This is a genomic window from Rhodoferax fermentans (assembly GCF_002017865.1).
In the GTDB taxonomy this organism is placed as follows: Bacteria; Pseudomonadota; Gammaproteobacteria; order Burkholderiales; family Burkholderiaceae_C; genus Rhodoferax; species Rhodoferax fermentans.
The window spans coordinates 3,449,065-3,471,387 of sequence record NZ_MTJN01000002.1 but is presented as its reverse complement, the minus strand read 5'-3'; the positions used below and the strand labels follow the sequence as shown (position 1 = coordinate 3,471,387).

Below are 22,323 nucleotides of genomic sequence, written 5' to 3'. Positions count from 1 at the left end.
GGATAATCCAGCCCATGCAACCCAAGTTTTCCGTAGAACCCCAAAGATGGCGCCTGTCCGTGGCGCCTATGCTCGATTGGACTGATCGCCATTGCCGTTATTTCCACCGGCTGCTGTCGCGCCAGGCCCTGTTGTACACCGAGATGGTGACCACCGGCGCGCTGATCCATGGGGATGTGGCGCGCCACCTGCGTTTTAATGTGGAGGAGCAACCCGTCGCCCTGCAACTGGGCGGCAGCGATCCCGCCGATCTGGCCACCTGCGCCAAATTGGGCGCGGAATGGGGGTACTCGGAGATCAACCTCAATTGCGGCTGCCCGAGTGAACGGGTGCAGCGCGGCGCGTTTGGCGCTTGTCTGATGGCCGAGCCGCAGCTGGTGGCGTACTGTGTCAAGGCCATGGTGGATGTGGTTGATGTGCCGGTCACCGTCAAACACCGCATTGGTATCGACCAGGTGGAGAGTTATGACTTTGTTTGCGACTTCATCGGCGCAGTCAGTCAGGCGGGTTGTTCCACCTTCATCGTGCATGCACGCAACGCCTGGCTCAAAGGCCTGAGCCCCAAGGACAACCGCGACATCCCGCCGCTGCGCTACGACTGGGCCTACCGCCTCAAACGTGATTTCCCGCAGCTGACCATCGTGCTTAACGGTGGTATCACCACCACCGAACAGTTACAGACCCATCTGGCCCAGGTCGATGGGGTCATGCTTGGCCGCGAGGCTTACCAAAACCCGTGGTGGCTGACCGAGTGGGATGCGCTGGTGGGGGCTTCACCGGCTGCTGGTGAACTCAGCCGCGAAGCGGTGGAGCAGCAGATGGTGGATTACATGGGGCGTGAACACGCCGCCCACGGCACTCCCTGGCCAACGATGGCCCGGCACATGCTGGGTCTGCGCCATGGACTGCCGGGTGCGCGCCATTGGCGCCGTGTCTGGAGTGACCACAGCCTCAAGACCTTGCCCCCAGCCCAGGTCATGGCCATTGCTCATGGGCACCAAAAAACATAGGAAATTGACTTTTGGCCCTTTATTTGAAAGGGCTGGATGCTATGGTTTTTTTGACAAACGATGCTGTTTTTTCGTGGTCAAACTGCTCTCGCCCGCACCTGTGGGTGGCTGTGTGCCAGGCTGCGTCACCGCTGTGCCAAGTCAGGCAAGTTATCATGATGCCGTTGTGGCAGGCCGCCTGTGAAACGCTGATGCCTTCCCACCTTTAGCCCAGAATCCTCCCCACCCGTGCGTCTCAATTCCATCAAGTTAGCCGGCTTCAAGTCGTTTGCTGAGCCCACCAATTTTCTGTTGCCCGGCCAACTGGTCGGCGTGGTGGGTCCCAACGGCTGCGGCAAATCCAACATCATGGATGCGGTGCGCTGGGTGCTGGGTGAAAGCAAGGCCTCCGAGCTGCGTGGCGAATCCATGCAGGACGTCATCTTCAACGGCACCACCACCCGCAAACCCGCCAGCCGCGCCAGTGTGGAGCTGGTGTTTGACAACGACGACCACCGCGCCGGTGGCCAGTGGAGCCAGTTTGCCGAGATCGCCGTCAAACGTGTGTTGACCCGCGACGGCACCAGCAGCTACTACATCAACAACCAGGTGGTACGCCGGCGCGACGTGCAGGACGTGTTCCTGGGCACTGGCCTGGGGCCACGCGCCTACGCCATCATCGGCCAGGGCACGATCAGCCGCATCATCGAGAGCCGTCCCGAAGAGCTGCGCCTGTTCCTCGAAGAGGCCGCCGGTGTCTCCAAATACAAGGAACGCCGCCGCGAGACTGAGAACCGCCTGCACGACACCCGCGAGAACCTGACCCGGGTCGAAGACATTCTGCGTGAACTCAACGCGAACCTGGACAAGCTGGAAAAACAGGCCGAGGTCGCGAAAAAGTACAACACTCTGTCTGCGGCCGCGTCACTCAAGCAGCACCAGCTCTGGTTTTTGAAGCGCGCCGAGTCCGAGACCGATCAGACCCGGGTCCATACCGAGGCGCAAGAGGCGGTCAATGCACTTGAATCTCGCATGGCCGACTTGCGCCATGTGGAGGCAGAGTTGGAGACCGTGCGCCAGGCCCACTATGCCGCCGGTGACCAGGTCAACCAGGCGCAGGGCAAGCTCTACGAGGCCAGCACCGAAGTCGGCCGCCTGGAGGCTGAAATCCGTTTTGTGGTCGAAGGCCGCCAGCGCGTCGAGCTGCGCCTGAACACCTTGCAAGAGCAGGCCACTCAATGGGCCACGCGCAGCCAGGACGCCCAGACCGAGTTGGAAAACCTGTCCGAGCTGGAGCTGCTGGGCGAGGAAAAAAACGAGTTGCTCGCCGCCCAGGTGGAAGACCAGGCCCAGCAGCTGCCCGAGCTCGAAGAAGCGCTGCGCCAGGCGCAACGCGCCGCCAACGAACAACGCGCCGGTGTGGCCCAGGTGCAGCAGCAGATTGGCGTGCTGGCCGCTGAGCAGCGGGGCATTGAAGAACAAACCCGCCAGCTTGGGCTCCGCCGTGAGCGCCTGCAACAAGACCGCCAGAACCTCACTGCGCCCGACGAGGTCGCTCTGCTGGACCTGCAAGCCCAGCTCAGCAACGCGCAGGAACAGGCCGAGATCGAGCAGGCCCGGCTGGCCGAGTTGCAAACCAGTGCCCCTGAACTGGACGAACAACGCCGATTGCAACAGCAACTGGTCAACACCGAGTCCGCCAGCCTGGCTGATTTGTCGGCTCGGCTGGAGGCACTCAAGGCCTTGCAAGAACGGGTCAAGACCGACGGCAAGTTACAACCCTGGTTCCAAAAACACGGGCTGGACCATTTGCAAGGCCTGTGGAGCCAGTTGCACATCGAACCCGGTTGGGAAAACGCGCTGGAGTCCGCCCTGCGTGAGCGCCTGAGTGCGCTCGAAGTCAGCCGTCTGGAACTGGTGCGTGCTTTTGCCCAGGACGTGCCCCCAGCCAAATTGGCCTTCTACAGCCCGGCTACCCCGGTGGCCACTGCGCCCGCGACCACGCTGGTGCGCCTGGCCGGCTTGCTGCGTGTGCACGATGCAGGCCAGCAAGCGGTGCTGGATGACTGGTTGCAAGGCTGCTTCACCACCGAGAACCTGGAAGACGCGCTGAGCCGCCGCGACAGTCTCTTGCCCGGCCAGACCATTTATGTCCGGGCCGGTCATGCGGTCACCCGCAGCAGCGTGAGTTTCTACGCACCGGATTCCGAACAGGCTGGTCTGCTGGCCCGCGCGCAGGAGATCGAGAACCTGGACCGCCAGCGCCGCGCTCAGGTGCTGATCCATGAGGAGGCCCGCACCCGGCTGGCCCGCGCCGAGGCTGCGTATGCCGACGCCTCGCAGCGTCTGCAAACCGCGCGGCGTGAGGCCACCGAGGTCCAGGCGCGGGTCCACACCCTGCAGGTCGACACCCTGCGGCTGAGCCAGGCGGCCGAGCAAGCGCGCCAGCGCAGCGCCCAGATTGCTGAGGACCTGGCCGAGGTCGATGCCCAGCTCGAAGACCTGCAGGAGCGCCGTGTCAGCGCCGAGGTCCGGTTTGAAGAACTCGACATGCAACTGGCCGACACCCAGGAGCGTCACGCCCAGCTCGACGATGCGGTGATCACCGCCGAACGCCGTCTGAATGAATGCCGCGAGCAGCAGCGGGGTCTGGAGCGCCAGATGCAGGAAGCCAGCTTTGCGCTGCGCAGCCTGGGTGCACGCCGTGCCGAGTTGTCGCGCGCTATTGAAACAGCAGTGCAACAATCAGATTCTGTCAGGGCTGAGGCCCAAAGAGCCCAAGATGAGTTGCTGCGCCTGAACGACGCAGCGGCGCAAGGCGGCCTGCAGCAAGCGCTGGCCGAGAAGCTCGAGCGTGAAAAACACCTGGGCGCCCAGCGCAGCCTGTACGACGACCTGACCGCCAAATTGCGCGCCAGTGACGAACGCCGCCTGCAGCTGGAACGGGCACTGGACCCGCTGCGCGCGCGCATCACCGAGTTCCAGCTCAAGGAGCAGGCGGCCCGGCTCGGCTTTGAGCAATACACCCAGCTGCTGGCCGATGCCCAGGCCGATCTGGAGGCCGTGGCGGCTTCGGTGGCTGACGGCGCGGTGCGCTTGACCGGTCTGCAGTCTGAAATCGACCGGCTTAACCGTGAAATCACCGCGCTGGGTGCGGTGAACCTGGCCGCACTCGACGAGCTGGCGGTGGCGGGGGAACGCAAGGCCTTTCTGGATTCCCAGAGTGCCGACCTGGTGGAGGCCATGAACACGTTGGAGAGCGCCATCCGCAAGATCGATGGTGAAACCCGCGAGCTGCTCTCGGGCACCTTCAACACCGTCAACGAACACTTTGGCCGCATGTTCCCCGAGCTGTTTGGCGGCGGCAATGCGCGCCTGGTGATCAGCGGTGACGAGATTCTGGATTCTGGCGTGCAGGTCATTGCCCAGCCGCCTGGCAAAAAGAACCAGAGCATTGCGTTGTTGTCCGGGGGTGAAAAAGCCCTGACCGCGATTGCGCTGGTGTTTGCCATCTTCCAGCTCAACCCGGCGCCGTTTTGTCTGCTCGACGAGGTGGATGCGCCGCTGGACGACGCCAACACCGAACGTTATGCGCGGCTGGTGAAAAGCATGAGTCACGAGACGCAGTTCCTGTTCATCAGCCACAACAAGATCGCCATGGAAATGGCACAGCAACTCGTGGGTGTCACCATGCAGGAGCAAGGTGTCTCGCGCATTGTGGCGGTGGACATGGACATGGCCCTGAACATGGCCGATCAAGGGGAAATAGGATGAATTCGTTGCAATTGGGGCTGGCCGCGGCGGGAGGTCTGCTGTTGCTGGTCATGCTGGGGTATTACCTGTGGCTGTCGGGCAAAAGCCGGCCACGCCAGCCACCAACCGCAGCCGCCGTTGACACCCATCCCTTCGAGCGTGAACCCACGCTCGACATCGACGCGCTGGACGGCGGTTTTGAGGACCCCGGTTTTGTCATCCCTGCGCCCGAGAAAAAACCCGCGCTGGACAGCTTGCTCGATGTGATCGCCCCGATCGCATTGGACGCGCCAGTCTCGGGTGATGCGGTGCTGGCGGCGCTGCCGCCGACCCGGCGCGTGGGCAGCAAACCCTTTGCGGTGGAAGGTTTCAACTCCAGCACCCAGCGCTGGGAGGCACCCCACGCCGGCCAGCGTTACAGCCAGCTGCAGGCCGGTTTACAACTGGCCAACCGCGCCGGAGCGGTGAACGACATCGAGTTTTCAGAGTTTGTGGTCAAGGCCGAAACCTTTTGTGAGCTGATCAACGGCACGGCTGACTTCCCCGAGATGCGCCGCGAGGTCAACCGCGCGCGCGAGCTGGACCAGTTTGCCAGCGACCATGATGCACAGATCGTGTTTGTGCTGCGCGCCCGGCGCTCGGCCTGGAGCGCCAGTTATGTGCAGCAGATGGCAACGCGCCTGGGTTTTGTGCCAGGTTCGATGCCTGGGCGCATGGTCTTGCCCGGTGCCAGCGGCCCGGTGCCGGTGCTGAGCCTGAACTTTGATGCGCAGGCGGCGCTGTCCGAGGACATGGCGCAGTCCGCCTTGCGTGATTTGACCCTGGCGCTCGATGTGCCGCAGGTTGATCGCAGCGAACAGGCCTTCACCCGCCTGTGTGAAAGCGCCCAGGTGCTGGCCAAAGAGATGGATGGCATCGTCACCGACGACCACGGTGTGGCGCTGCCGCCCGAGGCCATGTCGGTGATTGCCGCCGAGCTGGAGCAGCTTTACGCCACGCTGGAGCAGCGCGAGCTCAGCGCCGGTTCGGTGTTGGCACGCCGCTTGTTTTCTTAATAGACCATGCAGACACCCGATTTGTTTGCCGCACCGCCGGACGACACCCAGCGCCTGGCAGAACTGCGCCAGCTGTTGCACACCCACGCCCACCGTTATTACGTCGAGGATGCACCGACCATCCCTGATGCCGAATACGACCGGCTGTTTCGGGAGCTGCAGGCGCTCGAAGCCGCTCACCCCGAGCTGGTCACGACCGACTCACCGACCCAGCGCGTCGGCGGCAAGGCGCTGGACCAATTCAACCCGGTGCGCCATGTGGTGCCCATGCTCAGCATCCGCACCGAAACCGATACCAGCGCCAGCGGCGCCGAAAATTTCGATGCCCGCATCCGTCGTGAATTGGGCTTGACCGAGAGTGACCCAGCGGTAGGCTATGTGGCCGAACCCAAATTTGATGGCCTGGCGATGAGCCTGCGTTATGTCGACGGTGTGCTGGTGCAGGCCGCCACCCGCGGTGATGGCGAAACCGGTGAGGACGTGACGCAAAACATCCGCACCATTGGTCAGATCCCGCTGAAGCTGCCTGCTAGCGCACCTACGGTCTTGGAAGTGCGGGGTGAGGTCTACATGCGCCGCGACGACTTTGAAGCGCTTAATGAGCGCCAGCGCCAGAAGATTGCCGCTGGTGCCAAGGGTGAAAAAACCTTTGTGAATCCGCGCAACGCCGCAGCCGGTGCGGTGCGCCAGTTGGACCCGGCGATTGCGGCGCAGCGGCCCCTGAGTTTTTTTGCCTACGGCCTGGGTGACATCACACCACCTGATGCCGGTGGCCCGGTGTTTGCCAGCCATTTTGAGATGTTGCAAACCCTCAAGTCTTGGGGTTTTCCGGTCTCTGCCCTGGTTCAACAAGGGCAGGGCGCTGCTGATTTGGTAGCGTATTACACCCGCATTGGTGAGCAGCGCGACAGTTTGGGGTTTGACATTGACGGTGTGGTCTACAAGGTCGACAGCCTGGCCCTGCAACGCCAGCTCGGCTTTGTCACGCGTGAACCACGCTGGGCGGTGGCGCACAAGTTCCCGGCGCAAGAGATGTTGACCACGGTGCTGGCCATTGACGTGCAGGTAGGACGCACCGGCAAACTCACCCCGGTGGCCAAACTGGCGCCGGTGTTTGTCGGTGGTGTCACCGTCACCAACGCCACCCTGCACAACGAAGACGAGGCGCGCCGCAAGGACGTGCGCGTAGGTGACACGGTGATCGTGCGCCGTGCCGGGGATGTGATCCCCGAGGTGGTGTCGGTGTTGCTCGACAAACGGGTGGGAGAGCCCGATGTCTTCACCATGCCCAGAAAATGCCCGGTGTGTGACAGTGCGGCGGTGCGTGAGGAGGGTGAGGCCGATTACCGCTGCACTGGCGGGCTGTTTTGCCGCGCCCAGCGTAAACAGGCGATCCTGCACTTTGCCCAGCGCCGCGCGGTGGAAGTTGAAGGCCTGGGCGACAAGCTGGTGGACCAGCTGGTGGAGCGCGACGTGGTGCGCACCTTGCCCGATCTGTACCGGTTGGGCTGGCGCGCGCAGGCCGAGCTGCTGGCCATCAGCCAGGAGCAACTGGCCACCGAGCTGGACCCGAGCAAACAGCAGGCGCTGGCGATGGCGACCTTGTCGGAGCTCGACCGTATGGCGGTCTTGTCCGCACAGAATCTGCTCGATGCGCTACAAAAATCCAAGCAGACCACGCTGCCGCGTTTCCTGTTTGGCCTGGGCATCCGCCATGTGGGTGAAGCCACCGCCAAGGAGCTGGCGCGGCATTTTGGCCAGCTCGATGCGATCATCGCGGCGTCTGAAGAACAGTTGCTCGAAGTCGCTGATGTGGGCCCCATCGTGGCCCAAAGCATCCGTACCTTTTTTGCACAACCGCACAACGTCGAGGTGGTGGAGCAGTTGCGTGCCTGTGGTGTGACCTGGCCCGAAGGTCCACCCGCCGAGCGTGCACCCACCCCTTTGAGTGGCAAGACTTTTGTGCTGACCGGCACCTTGCCCACGCTGGGCCGCGAAGATGCCAAGGCGCTGATCGAAGCCGCTGGTGGCAAGGTGGCCGGTTCGGTCAGCAAAAAGACCAGTTACGTGGTTGCTGGCACCGAGGCTGGCAGCAAGCTCGACAAGGCGCAGGCGCTGGGTGTGCCGGTGTTGGATGAAGCCGGGCTGCAAGCCCTTTTGCAAGGAGTCGAGACATGACCGTACGAACCATTCTCAAAATGGGCGATCCGCGCCTGCTGCGCCTGGCGCTGCCCGTGGTGCAGTTCGACTCAGACGAGTTGCATCTGCTGATCACCGACCTGCTCGACACCATGCTCGCCAACGACGGCGCCGGTCTGGCGGCGCCGCAGATCGGGGTGGATTTGCAGGTGGTGATATTTGGCTCGGACCAAGTCAACCCGCGTTACCCGGATGCCCCCATCGTGCCCCGCACTGTCTTGATCAACCCGACCATCCTGCCGCTGCCGCCCGGTCTGGATGACCCCAAGGTGTCGGCAGTGCAGGCTGATGGTGCAGCGCTGCAGCCGCAAGTGGTGGAGGACTGGGAGGGCTGCCTCTCGGTGCCGGGCCTGCGCGCCAAGGTGCCTCGGTACGAGCGCATCCGCTACACCGGGTTTGACCAATATGGTGACCCGATTGACCGCACGGTGTCGGGTTTCCACGCGCGTGTGGTGCAGCACGAGTGTGACCACCTGGTTGGCACGCTGTACCCGATGCGGGTGCGGGACTTCAAGGCCTTTGGTTTCACCGAGGTGTTGTTCCCTGGGCTGGATACACCCCAGGATTAAGCCCCCTGTTTGGTATTAAATAGATAGCTATCTGCCCTTATTAAATAAGGGCTGGCGGCCAAAAAAGCTTGTAAGGCTTAACTCAGGGTGTCGAGCAGCTCGGTCTCGATCTGGATCTGGTTGCGGTTGTGCTGCAGCGCTGCGCCCTGGATCAGGAAGGTGTCTTCCACCCGCTCACCCAAGGTGTTGACTTTGGCCAGGTTCAGGTCGATTTTGTGGCGCGCCAGCACCAACGCCACGCTGTAGAGCAGGCCCGCGCGGTCGCTGGCCGAGATGTTGAGCAGCCAGCGTTGTGCCTTTTCGTCGGGCTTGAGGCTCACGCGTGGTGTGATCGGAAAACTCTTGACCCGGCGTGACACCCGGCCCCGACTGGGTGCGGGCAGGGCGGCGCTGGTGGCAATCACATGGCCCAGCTCCGACTCGATCATGTTGACCAGCTCGCGGTAGTGGGCGGTCAGGTGGGTGGCCACCACCTGGAAGGTGTCCAGCGCGTAACCGTTTTGGGTGGTGTGGATGCGCGCATCCAGGATGCTGAAACCACGCTGGTCAAAAAAGCCGCAGATGCGGGCAAACAGGTCGGCCTGGTCAGGCGTGTAGACCAGCACCTGCAGACCTTCACCCACTGGCGAGGGGCGCGCCCGCACGATGGGGGCTGTGCCACCCAATTGGCGCGACAACATGCGGGTGTGCCAGGCGATCTCGACCGCATCGTGGCGCATGAAATAACCCACATCGAGTGTGGCCCACAAGGCCTTGTGCGACTCAAACGGCTGCGCCAACAGCGCCAGCTCGATCAAGGCGTCGCGCTGGCGCTCCTGCACCTCGGCGTGCACATCGGGCGCGTGGCCACCCAGCGCGCGTGAGGTGGCGCGGTACAGGTCTTCGAGCAGCTTGCCTTTCCAGGCGTTCCAGACCTTGGGGCTGGTGCCACGGATGTCGGCCACGGTGAACAGGTAGAGCGCGGTCAGCGCGCGTTCGTTGCCCACATGTTTGGCAAAGTTGGCAATCACATCGGGGTCGCCCAGGTCGGACTTCTGCGCGATGCGGCTCATGGTCAGGTGTTCACGCACCAGAAACTCGATCAGCTTGGCGTCTTCACCACCGATGTCGTGCTGTTTGCAAAAGCGCCGCACCTCCATCGCGCCGAGTTTGGAGTGGTCACCACCCCGGCCCTTGGCAATGTCGTGGAACAGTGCCGCCACATACAGAATCCAGGGCTTGTCCCAGCCGCTGGCCAGTTGTGAGCAAAACGGGTACTCGTGGGCGTGCTCCACCATGAAAAACCGCCGCACATTGCGCAGCACCATCTGGATGTGCTGGTCCACCGTGTAGACGTGGAACAGGTCGTGCTGCATCTGGCCGACGATGCGCCGGAACGCCCACAAATAGCGCCCCATCACCGAGGTCTGGTTCATCAGCCGCACCGCATGGGTCTGGCCACCGGGCTGCATCATGATCTGGCGGAAGGTGGCGCGGTTGACCGGGTCGTGGCGGAAGGTGCTGTCCATCAGGTTGCGCGCGTTGTAGAGCGCGCGCAGGGTGCGGGCCGACAGGCCCTTGAGGCCGTAATAGGTCTGGTAGACCAGAAAGGTGCGCAAAATGGCGTGCGGCTTGCGCTGGTACAGGTCGTCGCTGACCACCTCGATCATGCCGGCCTTGTCCAGGAAATCTTCGTCCAGCGGGCGCAGCTGGCGCACCGTGTGGCTTTGCGGGTTCAGCCGCTCTTCGATGTTGAGCAGCAGGATGTGGCTGAGCTGGGTCACCGCCTTGGCCGCCCAGTAGTACTGGCGCATCAGCTTCTCGCTGGGGCGAACAAAGGCGCGCTGGTCTTTCTGGATGTCTGGCGGCTTGTAGCCAAACGAGGCCGCCACACTGGTTTGCAAGTCAAACACCAGCCGGTCTTCACGCCGACCGGAGAGCAGGTGCAAGCGGGCACGGATCAGGCGCATCACCGCCTCGTTGTGTTTGATCTGGCGCACTTCGAACGGCGTGGCCAGACCGGCCTTGGCCAGCGCACTCCAGTTGGCGCCCAGGCCCGCCGCCTTGGCCACCCACAACACCGTCTGCAGGTCGCGCAGGCCGCCGGGTGATTCCTTGCAATTGGGCTCGAGCGCGTAGGGGGTGTCCTCGTACTTGTGGTGGCGCTGTTCCATCTCCAGGGTTTTGGCGACAAAAAAGGCGTGCGCGTCGATGGTGGCGAAATAGGCTTTCTGAAAAGCCGCAAACAGGCTCTGGCTGCCGGTAATCAGGCGCGCCTCCAGCAGCGCGGTTTGTACCGTGACATCCTTGGCGGCTTCTTCCAGGCAGTCACTGATGTTGCGCACACTCGAGCCAATCTCCAGACCAGCGTCCCAGCAGCTGCCGATGAAGCCCTCAATCAGTGTCTTGAGCGCCGGGTCGGCTTCGGGCGAGACATCGTCGGGCAGCAGCACCAGCACATCCACATCCGAGTGCGGAAACAGCTCGTTGCGGCCAAAACCACCCACCGCCAGCAAGGCACAGCCGCTGCTGAATCCCGCCTGCTGCCACAGCTGTCTCAGTGCATCGTCTGCCAGCCGGGACAGGCCGACCAATGCGGCGTTGACACCACGTGTTGCGGCACCACTGCCAGCCAGTTCGGCCAGCAGCAAGGACTTGTCGGCGCGGTACTGGCTGCGCATGATTTTGTGTTGGGTCATGTCGGGCACCGTTGGAGGGGGAAGCAGCTTTAAGCGCTGGGTGTCACAAAGGCCGGGATGGCCGGGCTGTTGGCCGACAGCGTCAGCACCTCGTAACCGGTGGGGGTGACCAGCACCGTGTGTTCCCACTGCGCTGACAAAGATCGGTCCTTGGTGACGATGGCCCAGCCGTCGCCCATTTCCTTGATCTCACGCCGACCGGCGTTGAGCATCGGCTCGATGGTGATGACCATACCCGCCTTGAGTTGGTCCAGCGTGCCGGGGCGGCCATAGTGCAGCACCTGCGGGTCTTCATGGAACTTGGCACCAATGCCGTGGCCACAAAACTCGCGCACCACACTCAGGCCCTGGCCTTCGGCAAAGGTCTGGATGGCGTGGCCAATGTCGCCCAGGTAAGCGCCCTCGCGCACTTTCATGATGCCTTTCCACATGGCGTCATAGGTCAGGTTGCACAAGCGGCGGGCCGCCACCGACACATCGCCCACCATGTACATCCGGCTCGAGTCACCGTGCCAGCCGTCCTTGATCAGGGTGACGTCGACATTGACGATGTCGCCTTTTTTGAGCGGCTTGTCGTTGGGGATGCCGTGGCAAACCTGGTGGTTGACCGAGGTGCAGATCGACTTGGGGTAGGGGGTGTGGCCGCTGGGGGCGTAGTTCAGCGGGGCTGAAATCGCGCCCAACACCTCGGTGGTGTAGGCCTCGGCCAGGTCATTGAGCTCGTTGGTGGTGACGCCGGGTTTGACAAATGGCGCCAGGTAGTCCAGCAACTCGGCGGTCAGGCGGCCAGCCACGCGCATCCCGGCAATGCCTTGGGCGTCTTTGATGGTGATAGTCATGGGGTCCGATTATCCCCGAGGGTCTGGCCCCCTGTGGCAGTGGGGGCAGATGGCCCAGCGCTGGTTGGACCAGGCCCCAAGGTTCTGCTATCGTGTTTCCGATGCCAAACCTACCCACCCCAAGCTTCCGCTGGCCTTTGCTGAGGCCGTGAAACAGATGCACCCCTGCGTGTGGCTGCTGTTGACGGGAGTTGTGGCGGGTGGCCTGAGCTGGGCGCTGCCTTGGGGGCTGACGCTGGTATCGGTCACAGTCGCCTGTGTCTGGCAGAAAGAGAGGTGTGAAGTGAGTCTGACAGGTGTTGACTTTTTGGTAGGAGCTCTTGATGGTTGAGGCAAGTGTCATCGCTGTCCTGGTGGCCACGGTGTTGCTGATGTTGTGGCGCTGGCTCGGCTCCAGGCGCTGGCTTGTGCTGGCGCTTGTCTGGCTGGTCTATGCGATCTACGAGGTCTTGATGGCCAAGCGTGTGTTGTGCAGCGGTGAATGCAATATCCGGGTGGACTTGTTGCTGCTGTACCCCTTGTTGTTGGGTGACACGCTGTGGGTGGCTGTGTCAGAGGCCAGGCGGGCCCTCAAACGCCGTCGGGAGATGTCGCACGATGGTGCCCGGCACTGACAAGCAGCCGCTTTGGACGCGGCCGTTGCGCGTGGCGCAGCTGGTGGCCGCCGCGGGTGTGCTGAGCCATCTGGCGCTGCTGCTGCGCGACTTTCACCCGGGTGGGAAGATCGTTTTTGCGCTGTTTTTTGTGACCTGGGTGGCCTTGCCCTGGGTGTTGATCTGGGGCTGTGCCCGGCTGGTGCGGGGCCGCGCTGTGGCGACCTGGTGGGTGCTGGGCCTGGCGGCGCTGTATCTGGTGCTGGGAACCTGGGCCTATGTGGACACCCTCTACATTCACCCCGATCCGCAGGGCGCCTTGATTTTCCTGTTTGTGCCGATGCTGGGGGTGCTGGCGGCGCTGATGCTGATGGCGGGCCTGTGGCTGGGCCGCCCTCGGCCCCCTGCACCGCGCTAGCGCGGCCCCAGGCCGATGGCGGGCAAGTTCGCCCGGCTAAAATTCGGTCCAGTTTCGGCCCCGTCCGGCCAGCGGCTTGCGCCGCCAGTGCTGTCCCGTTTTGTCCATCTCTTTCCAGGCCCCCACCGTGACCCTGCATCTCACCCCTTTTGAGGGCGGCAGCGCTCTCAGCGCCTTCCGTGTCCAGCAACTCCTGCCAGCCCTGCAAGCTGTGCATGACAAGATCAACGGCATTGCCGCACGTTATGTGCATCTGGTGGCCAGTGTGGACGCACCTACACCCGCCCTGAAAGACCAGCTGGCCGCCTTGTTGACCTATGGCGACCCCTACGCAGGTCCAAATGATGGCGCACTGATTGTGGTGACACCCCGTTTTGGCACCGTGTCACCCTGGGCCTCCAAAGCCACCGACATTGCGCACAACTGCGGTCTGGCCATCAAACGGGTGGAGCGCATCGTGGAATACCACGTGTCGCTCAAAAGTGGTTTGTTGTCCAAACCGACCCTCAACACCGAACAACTGGCGCAAATTGCCGAGCTGTTGCACGACCGCATGACCGAAAGTGTGATGTTCGATCGCGCCCAGGCCCTGGACCTGTTCACCGAGTTACCCGCCACACCGATGGCCCATGTGGATGTGCTGGGTGGTGGCAAGGCCGCGCTGCTGGCCGCCAACACCGAGTTTGGCCTGGCTTTGGCGGCGGATGAGATCGAATACCTGGTCAATGCCTTCACCCAGCTGCAGCGCAACCCCACCGATGTCGAGCTGATGATGTTTGCCCAGGCCAACAGCGAACACTGCCGCCACAAGATCTTCAACGCGCAGTTCACCATCGACGGTGTGGCGCAGGACAAGAGCCTGTTTGGCATGATCCGCCACACGCACCAGACCAACCCGCAGCACATGCTGGTGGCCTACTCTGACAACGCCTCGGTGATGGCCGGGGCGCAGGTGGAACGCTTCAGTGCCAAATCGGCCTCTGGCCCTGATGAGGTAAGCGCCCCCAGCTATCAAAAAGAAAGTGCCACACAACACATCCTGATGAAGGTGGAAACCCACAACCACCCCACAGCGATCTCTCCATTCCCCGGCGCGGCCACCGGTGCCGGTGGTGAAATCCGTGACGAGGGCGCCACCGGGCGCGGCTCCAAACCCAAGGCGGGGCTGACCGGCTTCACCGTCTCCAAACTCGATTGGGGCCAAAGCGCTGCGTATGGCAAACCGGCCCACATCGCCAGCCCGTTGCAGATCATGACCGACGGCCCACTCGGTGGCGCCGCCTTCAACAACGAGTTTGGTCGCCCCAATTTGCTCGGTTACTTCCGCGAATACGAGCAGTCTTTGAGCTACACCGTCAAAGACGCCCAAGGCCTGGCCACAACGCAGACCGAACAGCGTGGTTACCACAAGCCGATCATGCTGGCCGGTGGCCTGGGTGTGATTGACCAGAGCCAAACCCACAAGATCGAATTCCCCGCAGGCAGCCTGCTGATCCAGCTCGGTGGTCCGGGCATGCGCATCGGCATGGGCGGCGGCGCCGCCAGCTCCATGACCACCGGTGCCAACGCCGCGCACCTGGACTTTGACTCGGTGCAGCGTGGCAACCCCGAAATCCAGCGCCGTGCGCAAGAAGTCATCAACCAGTGCTGGTTGCAAGGCACAGCCAACCCCATTCTGGCGATCCACGACGTGGGCGCCGGTGGCCTGAGCAACGCCTTCCCCGAGCTGAGCAACGACGCCCAACGTGGTGCCTTGTTCGACCTGCGTTCGGTACCGCTCGAAGAAAGTGGCCTCGCGCCCAAAGAAATCTGGTCCAACGAAAGCCAGGAACGTTATGTGCTGGCCATCGCTGCCGATGCTTTGCCGGGTTTTCAAGCCCTGTGTGAGCGTGAGCGCTGCCCGTTTGCGGTGGTGGGTGTCGCCACCGAGGCGCGCCAGCTGACCGTCGGTGCAGTGGATTTGGCCGAGCGCCAAGTGGTGCAGTCCGAGGCCGACTTGCCGGTTGACATGCCGATGAATGTGCTGCTGGGTAAACCGCCCAAGATGCACCGCGATGTGGCTTCGGTCGAACGTGTGTTTGCCCCCCTGAATCTGACCGATGCCACGCTGCAACAAACCGCCATCGACGTGCTCGCGCACCCCACCGTGGCGTCCAAACGTTTTCTGGTCACGATTGGTGACCGCACCGTGGGTGGTTTGAGCCACCGCGACCAGATGGTTGGCCCCTGGCAGGTGCCGGTGGCCGACTGCGCGGTGACGCTGGCCGACTTCAAGGGTTTTGCCGGTGAAGCCATGGCCCTGGGTGAACGCACCCCGCTGGCCACGGTGAATGCGCCCGCGTCGGGCCGCATGGCGGTGGCGGAGGCCATTACCAACCTGCTGGCCGCACCGATGGAATTGGACCGCGTGAAACTCTCGGCCAACTGGATGGCCGCTTGTGGTGAGCCTGGCGAAGACGCGGCACTCTATGAAACCGTGAAAGCGGTTGGGCTGGAGTTGTGCCCGGCCTTAGGGATCAGTATCCCGGTCGGCAAAGACTCCCTCTCGATGCGCACCCAGTGGCAGGCCGATGGTGAGGCCAAAAAGGTGGCTTCGCCGGTGTCGCTGATCGTCACCGCGTTTGCGTCGCTGGCGGATGTGCGTGGCACGCTCACGCCGCAGTTGAACGCGCTGGACGACACCTCGCTGATCCTGGTCGATCTGGGCCGTGGCCAGAACCGTATGGGCGGCAGCATCCTGGCGCAAACCCTGGGCCAGATGGGGGACACCGTGCCCGATCTGGACCAGCCGCAAGACCTGATCAACCTGGTCAACGCGGTGAATGCCTTGCGCGCCCAGGGCCAGATCCTGGCTTACCACGACCGCAGTGACGGCGGCCTGTTTGCCAGCGTGTGTGAAATGGCCTTTGCCGGTCATGTGGGTGTGGCGCTCAATGTGGACATGCTGGTCACCGAGGGTGACGGCATTTCTGACAGCCGCATGGATGTGGGCGACAGCAAAAACTGGGCAGGCCAGATCAGCGGCCGCCGCGACGAACTCACGCTCAAAGCCCTGTTCAACGAAGAACTTGGTGTGGTGCTGCAGGTGCGCACGGCAGATCGCAGCGTCGTGTTGCAAACCCTGCGTGAGCACCACTTGAGCCAACACAGCCACATCATCGGCAAAACCCGTCCGGTGGCGTCCGAGATCCAGGCTGGCGTCGGTGAGATCCAGGTCTGGCGCGACGCCAAGGCCGTTTTCAGCGCCAAACTGGCCGACCTGCACCAGGTGTGGGACGCCACCAGCTGGAAGATCTGCCAGCAACGCGACAACCCCGCCTGTGCCGATGCCGAACACGCCGCCGCAGGTGCACCGGCTGACCCGGGTTTGCATGTTTATCTGCCAAATCAGGCGCTAGCCCTTTTGGAACAAGGGCAGGCAGCTGCGAAAGAAATAGCATCCCCCGCCATTGTGCTGGCCCGCCCCAAGGTGGCGGTGTTGCGCGAGCAGGGTGTCAACTCGCATGTGGAAATGGCCTACGCCTTCACCGAGGCCGGTTTTGAAGCCTTTGACGTGCACATGACCGACCTGCAAACGGGCCGCGCCAACCTGGCCGACTTCAAGGGCGTGGTCGCCTGCGGCGGCTTCTCTTATGGTGACACGCTTGGCGCTGGCATTGGCTGGGCACGCTCGATCACCTTCAACCCGGTGCTGGCGGACCAATTCAAGGCCTTCTTCGGCCGTGCTGATACCTTTGGTTTGGGCGTGTGCAACGGCTGCCAGATGTTTGCCGAACTGGCCGACATCATCCCCGGCGCACAAGACTGGCCGCGTTTCACCACCAACCAGAGTGAACGTTTTGAAGCCCGCCTGAGCCTGGTGGAAGTGCTGGAATCGACATCGCTGTTCTTCCAGGGCCTGGCCGGTGCACGCCTGCCGATTGCGGTGGCACACGGCGAAGGTTTTGCCAACTTCAAGTACCGGGGCAATGCCGACAAGGCGATTGCCACCATGCGTTATGTGGACAACAGCGGTGCCGCCACCGAAGCCTACCCGTTCAACCCGAACGGCAGCCCCGGCGGCCTGACCGCCGTGACCACGGCCGATGGTCGCTTCACCGCCATGATGCCGCACCCCGAACGCGTCTTCCGCAACGTGCAGATGAGCTGGACGGACCAGGATGTGTCAGGTTTGAGCCCGTGGATGCAGCTGTGGCGCAATGCGAGGAAGTGGGTGGGGTGATCTGTTCCCCGCCCGGGCTCGTAAAGGACGTAAATCGAGAGATGGAACTGGTCCGATCATCGCCAGCACTTGTATGTAATGTTTTGGAGCTACAAGTGACCTGACGTTTTCACAGATCACAGCAAGATGGAGGAAGTCATGGCCAGCCGCTCTGTTGATATGTACGAACTGAGAGTTCCGCTTGACGCTGTCAAGAGGCTGTCAGATGAAAACCGTTTTTCGTACTACCTGTTGGGGCACATCTTCAATGAGCTGATGAGCCTGCAGAAAATTGTCAGTTTTGCTCTACCGAAGCATGAAGATTCGCGACCTGCACGCTTCCGCCCCGAAAATGGGCAGGCGATGTTCATGTTTCGTCTGGCATCAGGGAAGATACGCGAGGCAAGCAAGGCCATTCGAATGAACAAGCAACTCGCCTCGACATTGCACAACTTGATTCTGCCGAGAATGGTTGATGGTCAAAACCGGCTGGTCAAGCTGAATGCTGCAATTGATGCTGCTTCATGGTTGATCCCTCTGCGCAACGGCATGGTTTTTCATTTTCCAAGTTTTGAGGACTGGGAGCCTCACGTAAAGCCTGACGATTCTTGGGTGGATGACTATGTATTTCTTGGAGAACAGTCAGGAAACACGTTTTACGATGGCGCAGACTCGGTAGCGCAAGAATGGATGTTCAGTCAGCTCGGACATCCTAATCTTCGAGAGGCAGTCGATCTTCTAATTGGACAATTGGTTGAGTTGCTTACAGAGATGAACACATTCCTTGAAGATGTTCTCGGCACCTTCATTGCTGAAGTTATGCTGGACGGTAAAGGAATGCAGAAACATGTTGGGAAGGTTCTTTGCACCCAATTTGATCAAGTGTCTATCCCGTTTTGGACAGTGATGAAGTCGAGGAAAGACTGAATTTGCTACCCATTGGCTTATTGTTGAGTTGATTTCCACCTTTTGTTTCATCGGAGTAGGTTATGCACACCATCATCGACTACAACGACACGGCCCACCGCCGCCAGGTGATTGCCTTGTGGGAAACCGTTTTTGGTTACGAAGACAGCCACAACAAGCCGGGTCTGGCGATTGACAAGAAGCTGGCGGCGCCGGATGGCCTGTTTTTTGTGGCGGTGGCAGATGACACCGTGATCGGGACGGTGCTCGCCGGTTACGACGGTCACCGGGGCTGGTTGTATGCGGTGGCAGTGCATCCCGAGCACCGCCAGCAGGGTCTTGGCAAGGCGCTGGTGCGGTATGCCGAACAGGCACTCACCGCCCGTGGCTGCCTGAAGATCAACCTGCAGATCATTGCCGGCAATGCTTCAATGGCGTCGTTTTACGAGGCGCTGGGTTATGAGCTTGAACCACGTGTGAGCATGGGCAAAAAAGTGGTCGAGAACCTGCCGCCGACCTGATGGTTTGCATTGTGGGTTTGGTCAGCGGGTGGCCTGAGTGGGTTAACCTCCGGGTATGAGTACCAACGATCCCAAAAAACCTTTTCAGATGATTCGCGAGTTCACGCTGGCCGACTGGTTCACGCTGGGCAACGCGATTTGTGGCACCGGGGCCATGTTTTCGATCATGACCTACCTGCAAACCGGTCTGGTGACCCACGTCTACTACGCCTGCTGGCTGGTGCTGGCGGCCTTCATTTTTGATGTGCTGGACGGCCGTATTGCCCGTTGGCGCCAAAAAACCTCGGTGCTCGGGCGTGAGCTCGACTCGTTGGCCGACGTGATCTCGTTTGGGGTGGCGCCTGCCTTGATTGCTTATGGTTGTGGCATGCAGGGTCTGTATGACCGTGTCATCCTGACCGCTTTTGTGGCCTGTGGGGTGTCGCGCCTGGCGCGATACAACGTGACGGCCGAGGCCTTTTCGCAGGAGGGCCAAGGCAAGGTCAAACATTTTGAGGGCACACCCATCCCGACCTCTTTGCTGCTGGTGGGGGTGCTGGGGCTGGCTGCCTCGCAGGGCGCCTTGCACCAGGCGTTGTGGTTTGGCAGTGTCAGCATTGCGGGCTTCACTTTGCACCCCTTGGTGCTGATGTTTGCGGTGTCGGGCTCGCTGATGGTGAGCCGCATCCGTATCCCCAAACTCTGAACCTAGTTCCCGCTCCGCTGGCTCCAGAAAAAACGCAGCATCTCGGCGCTGGCGTCCACACCTTGCGGGTTGGTGAACGAGCCCTCAGCGCGACCGCCTGACCAGGCATGCCCGGCGCCATGTAATTGCCAGTATTCCACCGCCGCCTGGCCGGGCTGGGCGGGCCAGATGGTGCGGGTGTAGGCCTGCCCCTGGGCACTGAGCCCGTGTTCCACCTGAGGCTGGCCTGGGGCCTGACCCCGGGCGCTGGCCACCAGTTGTTCACCATTGTGGGGGTGCACGGTGCTGTCGGCATCCCCGTGAAACACGATGGTGGGCAGGCTGATGGCCGATGTGGCCGGTGTGGCCGATGTGCGACCCCGTTTCATGACCATCAGCGCCTGTGCCACATTGCTGGCCGCGCCCGCAGGCAGGCCCGAATGCACACCCACAGCGGCAAAAATATCCGGGTAGGCCACCGCCAGCACCGCCGCCATGGCGCCCCCGGCCGACAGCCCGGCCACATACACACGTTGGGCGTCGATACCGTACTGCGCGATGATGTCCAGGGTCAGGCTGGCGATCAGGGCGGGTTCCCCGGCGCCGCGTTGCTGGTGCTGGTGTTGGAACCAGTTCCAGCAGGCAGACGGGTTGGCATCTGCGGCTTGTTCGGGATACAGCACAAAAAAGCCCTGGGCCTGTGCGCGCTGGTTCATGCCGGTGCCTGCGGCAAAGTCGTCCGGGTTTTGTTTGCAGCCATGCAGCATCACCACCAGGGGCAGGGATTCGCCAAGGTGTCCGGCTGGCACATACAGTTTGTAGCGGCGGGTCAACTGCTGGTGGCTGTGGCTGCCGCTGATGAATTCGCCCTGGCTGAGCTTGGCCGTGCCAGCGGTGTTGACTTCAATCACGCCGCCATCGCGCACATCGGGTGCGGCAGCCGGGCTGGCGCTGGGGACGGGCGCGGCCCCTGGCCGCTTGCCGTGCAACAGGCGCTGGATGGCCGCGGTGGCTTCTGCCAGGCGGCCGGATTGGGTCAGTTGGCTGGCTTGGTGCAGCAGTTTGTGCAAGGTGTTGTTCATACCCTCTTTCCAAAGTGGGTTGGCGCAGGAACGTGGCTGGCTGGCCCCGCCGCTCAGATCAGGGCCGCTCGATCAGCACGGCAGCGGCTTTGCGTTCGTGCCGCACCACATACAGACCGCTGGCGATGATGATGGCACCACCCAGCAGGGTGTAGTGGTCGGGCAGGGTGTCCCAGATCAGCCAGTCCACACCCAGGCCCCAGGCCAGGGCCGTGTATTCAAACGGCGCCACGGCCGAGGCCTGACCATGCCGAAAAGCCTCGGTGATGGCCAGCTGGCCACCAAAACCGGCCAGCGCCAGCGCCGCGAGCAGCCAGAGGTCGTCGGTGCGGATAGTGACCCAGTTCGGTGCCGCCAAAGCCCCGGCGCCCAGCGCCACCATCACCATGATCCACAACATCATGCTCTCGTTGGAGTCGGTGCGGCTCGACAGCCGTGCCGCCACCGCCGCCACCGCGTAACACACGGCGGCCGCCAACACCGCCAGCCCGCCCCAGCTCACCAGCCCGTCGGTGCCCGGACGCAATGCGACCACCACACCGACCATGCCAGCCAGCACCGACCACCAGTGTGCACGTGGCACTTTTTCGCGCAGCACCGGGGCCGCCAGCAAGGTGATCAGAATCGGGGCGATAAAAAACAAGGTGTAGGCATTGGCCAGGGGCAGCTGTTTGACGCCGAAGGTGAACAGGCTCAGCATACAAATGCCCAACACACCGCGCAGCAGGTGCAGCGGCCAGCGGATGCGCAGCAGCGTGTGCCAGCTGCCACGCCACTGGATCCAGACCAGGATCAGCGGCAGCGCCACCCAGCCGCGCAACGCGGCAACCTGCAGGGCCGGGTAATGGGTGGACAGCACTTTCAAGATGGTGTCCATGAAAGCAAAAAAGCCCACAGCCACCAGCATGGCCGAAATGCTGCGAAGGTTGCCGTGGTGGGAATGGGTATGAAGGGGTGTCGAAGTAGAGCTCACCACAGGACTGTAACGCCAGAACATGACCACTTCGACGGGACGGCCTGGTTAGGTGTGTGCCAGCGATAATGGCGCCATGTCTACCCCCAAAGTTCTGTTCGGCTTCCATGCCGTGGGCGTGCGCCTGAAGACCGCGCCGCAATCCATCGTCGAAATCTATTTTGAGCCGACCCGGCGCGACGCGCGCATGCGCCAGTTTGTTGAGAAGGTCAATGAAGCCGGTGTGCGCCTGATCGAGGCCGATGGCATGCGCCTGGCCAAGCTGGCTGGCAGCCATGGCCACCAGGGTGTGGCAGCGCGTGTGCATGAGCTGGCGCAGGTGACTTCGCTCGACGAGTTGCTGGAGCAACTCGAAGCTGCGAACCTCGACAAACCCGTGGCTGAGCGTGAACAGCCGCTGATTCTGGTGCTCGACGGCGTGACCGACCCGCACAACCTGGGCGCTTGCCTGCGCGTCGCCGACGGCGCCGGTGTGCATGCGGTGATTGCGCCCAAGGACCACGCAGCCGGCATCAACGCCACGGTGGCCAAGGTGGCCAGCGGTGCGGCAGAAACCGTGCCGTATTTCATGGTGACCAATCTGGCGCGCACCTTGAACGAGCTCAAGGAACGCAACATCTGGATCATCGGGACCAGCGACGTGGCACCGCGCACCCTGTACCAGACCGATTTCAAAGGCCCGGTGGCGCTGGTGCTGGGCGCCGAGGGTGACGGCATGCGGGCGTTGACCGCCAAAACCTGCGATGAACTGGTCAGCATCCCGATGCGGGGTGCGGTCGAGAGCCTGAACGTCTCGGTGGCCAGCGGCGTTTGCCTGTACGAGGCACTGCGCCAGCGTTCAGTCTGAGCAGAATACTTCTCTATTGATAGCTACCAGCCCTTT

General features: G+C 62.4%; 16 protein-coding genes. 12 read left to right on the top strand and 4 right to left on the bottom strand.

Annotated features, from left to right (window positions below):
- Positions 1-14 precede the first annotated feature (14 nt).
- From dusA to RF819_RS16090, 5 genes are all read left to right on the top strand, one after another.
- Positions 15-1,010, top strand: a complete 996-nt coding sequence (gene dusA / locus RF819_RS16110) for a tRNA dihydrouridine(20/20a) synthase DusA (RefSeq protein ID WP_078365919.1) — start codon at positions 15-17, stop codon at positions 1,008-1,010.
- Between the two features lie 228 nt (positions 1,011-1,238).
- Positions 1,239-4,763 (top strand): chromosome segregation protein SMC, encoded by a 3,525-nt coding sequence (smc, locus tag RF819_RS16105; RefSeq protein ID WP_078365918.1) that lies wholly within the window; start codon positions 1,239-1,241, stop codon positions 4,761-4,763.
- Positions 4,760-5,797, top strand: a complete 1,038-nt coding sequence (locus tag RF819_RS16100; RefSeq protein ID WP_078365917.1) for a cell division protein ZipA C-terminal FtsZ-binding domain-containing protein — start codon at positions 4,760-4,762, stop codon at positions 5,795-5,797. The genes smc and RF819_RS16100 overlap by 4 nt, the downstream gene beginning before the upstream one ends.
- Before the next feature lie 6 nt (positions 5,798-5,803).
- On the top strand, positions 5,804-7,975 hold the full coding sequence (gene ligA, locus RF819_RS16095; protein ID WP_078365916.1) for an NAD-dependent DNA ligase LigA: 2,172 nt from the start codon (positions 5,804-5,806) through the stop codon (positions 7,973-7,975).
- Entirely contained in the window at positions 7,972-8,565 is a 594-nt protein-coding gene (locus RF819_RS16090; RefSeq protein ID WP_078365915.1) for a peptide deformylase, read from the top strand. The genes ligA and RF819_RS16090 overlap by 4 nt, the downstream gene beginning before the upstream one ends.
- Before the next feature lie 77 nt (positions 8,566-8,642).
- Here RF819_RS16090 and RF819_RS16085 read toward each other — a convergent pair whose 3' ends face one another.
- A complete protein-coding gene (locus RF819_RS16085) occupies positions 8,643-11,243 on the bottom strand; it encodes a [protein-PII] uridylyltransferase (RefSeq protein ID WP_078365914.1) in 2,601 nt (866 codons plus the stop codon).
- Positions 11,244-11,272: 29 nt separating this feature from the next.
- Complete coding sequence (gene map, locus RF819_RS16080) at positions 11,273-12,082, bottom strand: type I methionyl aminopeptidase (protein ID WP_078365913.1); 810 nt, start codon at positions 12,080-12,082, stop codon at positions 11,273-11,275.
- A 323-nt stretch (positions 12,083-12,405) separates the two neighbouring features.
- On the opposite strand from map, the gene RF819_RS16070 reads away from it, so the two are divergent.
- The 6 genes from RF819_RS16070 to pssA all read left to right on the top strand — a co-directional run bounded on the left by RF819_RS16070 (position 12,406) and on the right by pssA (position 19,406).
- Positions 12,406-12,696, top strand: coding sequence for a hypothetical protein (locus RF819_RS16070; RefSeq protein ID WP_078365911.1), 291 nt, complete (start codon positions 12,406-12,408; stop codon positions 12,694-12,696).
- Positions 12,680-13,093 carry a hypothetical protein gene (locus tag RF819_RS16065; RefSeq protein ID WP_078365910.1) on the top strand — a complete coding sequence of 138 codons (414 nt, stop codon included), beginning with the start codon at positions 12,680-12,682 and terminating at the stop codon, positions 13,091-13,093. Before RF819_RS16070 ends, RF819_RS16065 begins: the two co-directional genes overlap by 17 nt.
- A gap of 127 nt (positions 13,094-13,220) precedes the next feature.
- A complete protein-coding gene (gene purL, locus RF819_RS16060) occupies positions 13,221-17,315 on the top strand; it encodes a phosphoribosylformylglycinamidine synthase (protein WP_078366993.1) in 4,095 nt (1,364 codons plus the stop codon).
- 138 nt (positions 17,316-17,453) lie between these two features.
- Positions 17,454-18,221: a hypothetical protein gene (locus tag RF819_RS16055; protein WP_143541736.1), complete on the top strand. Its 768-nt coding sequence runs from the start codon at positions 17,454-17,456 to the stop codon at positions 18,219-18,221.
- 62 nt (positions 18,222-18,283) lie between these two features.
- Entirely contained in the window at positions 18,284-18,721 is a 438-nt protein-coding gene (locus RF819_RS16050) for a GNAT family acetyltransferase (protein ID WP_078365908.1), read from the top strand.
- Between the two features lie 55 nt (positions 18,722-18,776).
- On the top strand, positions 18,777-19,406 hold the full coding sequence (pssA, locus tag RF819_RS16045; RefSeq protein WP_078365907.1) for a CDP-diacylglycerol--serine O-phosphatidyltransferase: 630 nt from the start codon (positions 18,777-18,779) through the stop codon (positions 19,404-19,406).
- Between the two features lie 2 nt (positions 19,407-19,408).
- Here pssA and RF819_RS16040 read toward each other — a convergent pair whose 3' ends face one another.
- Together RF819_RS16040 and RF819_RS16035 are read right to left on the bottom strand one after the other, a co-directional pair.
- The gene (locus RF819_RS16040) at positions 19,409-20,467 is read right to left on the bottom strand and encodes an extracellular catalytic domain type 1 short-chain-length polyhydroxyalkanoate depolymerase (protein WP_078365906.1); all 1,059 of its coding nucleotides are present in this window, start codon (positions 20,465-20,467) and stop codon (positions 19,409-19,411) included.
- A gap of 58 nt (positions 20,468-20,525) precedes the next feature.
- Positions 20,526-21,440, bottom strand: a complete 915-nt coding sequence (locus RF819_RS16035) for a DMT family transporter (protein WP_342351596.1) — start codon at positions 21,438-21,440, stop codon at positions 20,526-20,528.
- A 76-nt stretch (positions 21,441-21,516) separates the two neighbouring features.
- Between RF819_RS16035 and rlmB the strand changes: the two genes are divergently transcribed.
- Positions 21,517-22,287, top strand: coding sequence for a 23S rRNA (guanosine(2251)-2'-O)-methyltransferase RlmB (gene rlmB / locus RF819_RS16030; protein WP_078365904.1), 771 nt, complete (start codon positions 21,517-21,519; stop codon positions 22,285-22,287).
- The last annotated feature ends 36 nt before the right edge of the window (positions 22,288-22,323 follow it).

Coding starts and splice junctions, on each gene's coding strand:
- dusA (WP_078365919.1), top strand. CDS start 15: ATGCAACCCAAGTTTTCCGTAGAACCCCAAAGATGGCGCCTGTCCGTG.
- RF819_RS16100 (WP_078365917.1), top strand. CDS start 4,760: ATGAATTCGTTGCAATTGGGGCTGGCCGCGGCGGGAGGTCTGCTGTTG.
- ligA (WP_078365916.1), top strand. CDS start 5,804: ATGCAGACACCCGATTTGTTTGCCGCACCGCCGGACGACACCCAGCGC.
- RF819_RS16090 (WP_078365915.1), top strand. CDS start 7,972: ATGACCGTACGAACCATTCTCAAAATGGGCGATCCGCGCCTGCTGCGC.
- RF819_RS16085 (WP_078365914.1), bottom strand. CDS start 11,243: ATGACCCAACACAAAATCATGCGCAGCCAGTACCGCGCCGACAAGTCC.
- map (WP_078365913.1), bottom strand. CDS start 12,082: ATGACTATCACCATCAAAGACGCCCAAGGCATTGCCGGGATGCGCGTG.
- RF819_RS16070 (WP_078365911.1), top strand. CDS start 12,406: ATGGTTGAGGCAAGTGTCATCGCTGTCCTGGTGGCCACGGTGTTGCTG.
- RF819_RS16065 (WP_078365910.1), top strand. CDS start 12,680: ATGGTGCCCGGCACTGACAAGCAGCCGCTTTGGACGCGGCCGTTGCGC.
- RF819_RS16055 (WP_143541736.1), top strand. CDS start 17,454: ATGGCCAGCCGCTCTGTTGATATGTACGAACTGAGAGTTCCGCTTGAC.
- RF819_RS16050 (WP_078365908.1), top strand. CDS start 18,284: ATGCACACCATCATCGACTACAACGACACGGCCCACCGCCGCCAGGTG.
- pssA (WP_078365907.1), top strand. CDS start 18,777: ATGAGTACCAACGATCCCAAAAAACCTTTTCAGATGATTCGCGAGTTC.
- RF819_RS16040 (WP_078365906.1), bottom strand. CDS start 20,467: ATGAACAACACCTTGCACAAACTGCTGCACCAAGCCAGCCAACTGACC.
- rlmB (WP_078365904.1), top strand. CDS start 21,517: ATGTCTACCCCCAAAGTTCTGTTCGGCTTCCATGCCGTGGGCGTGCGC.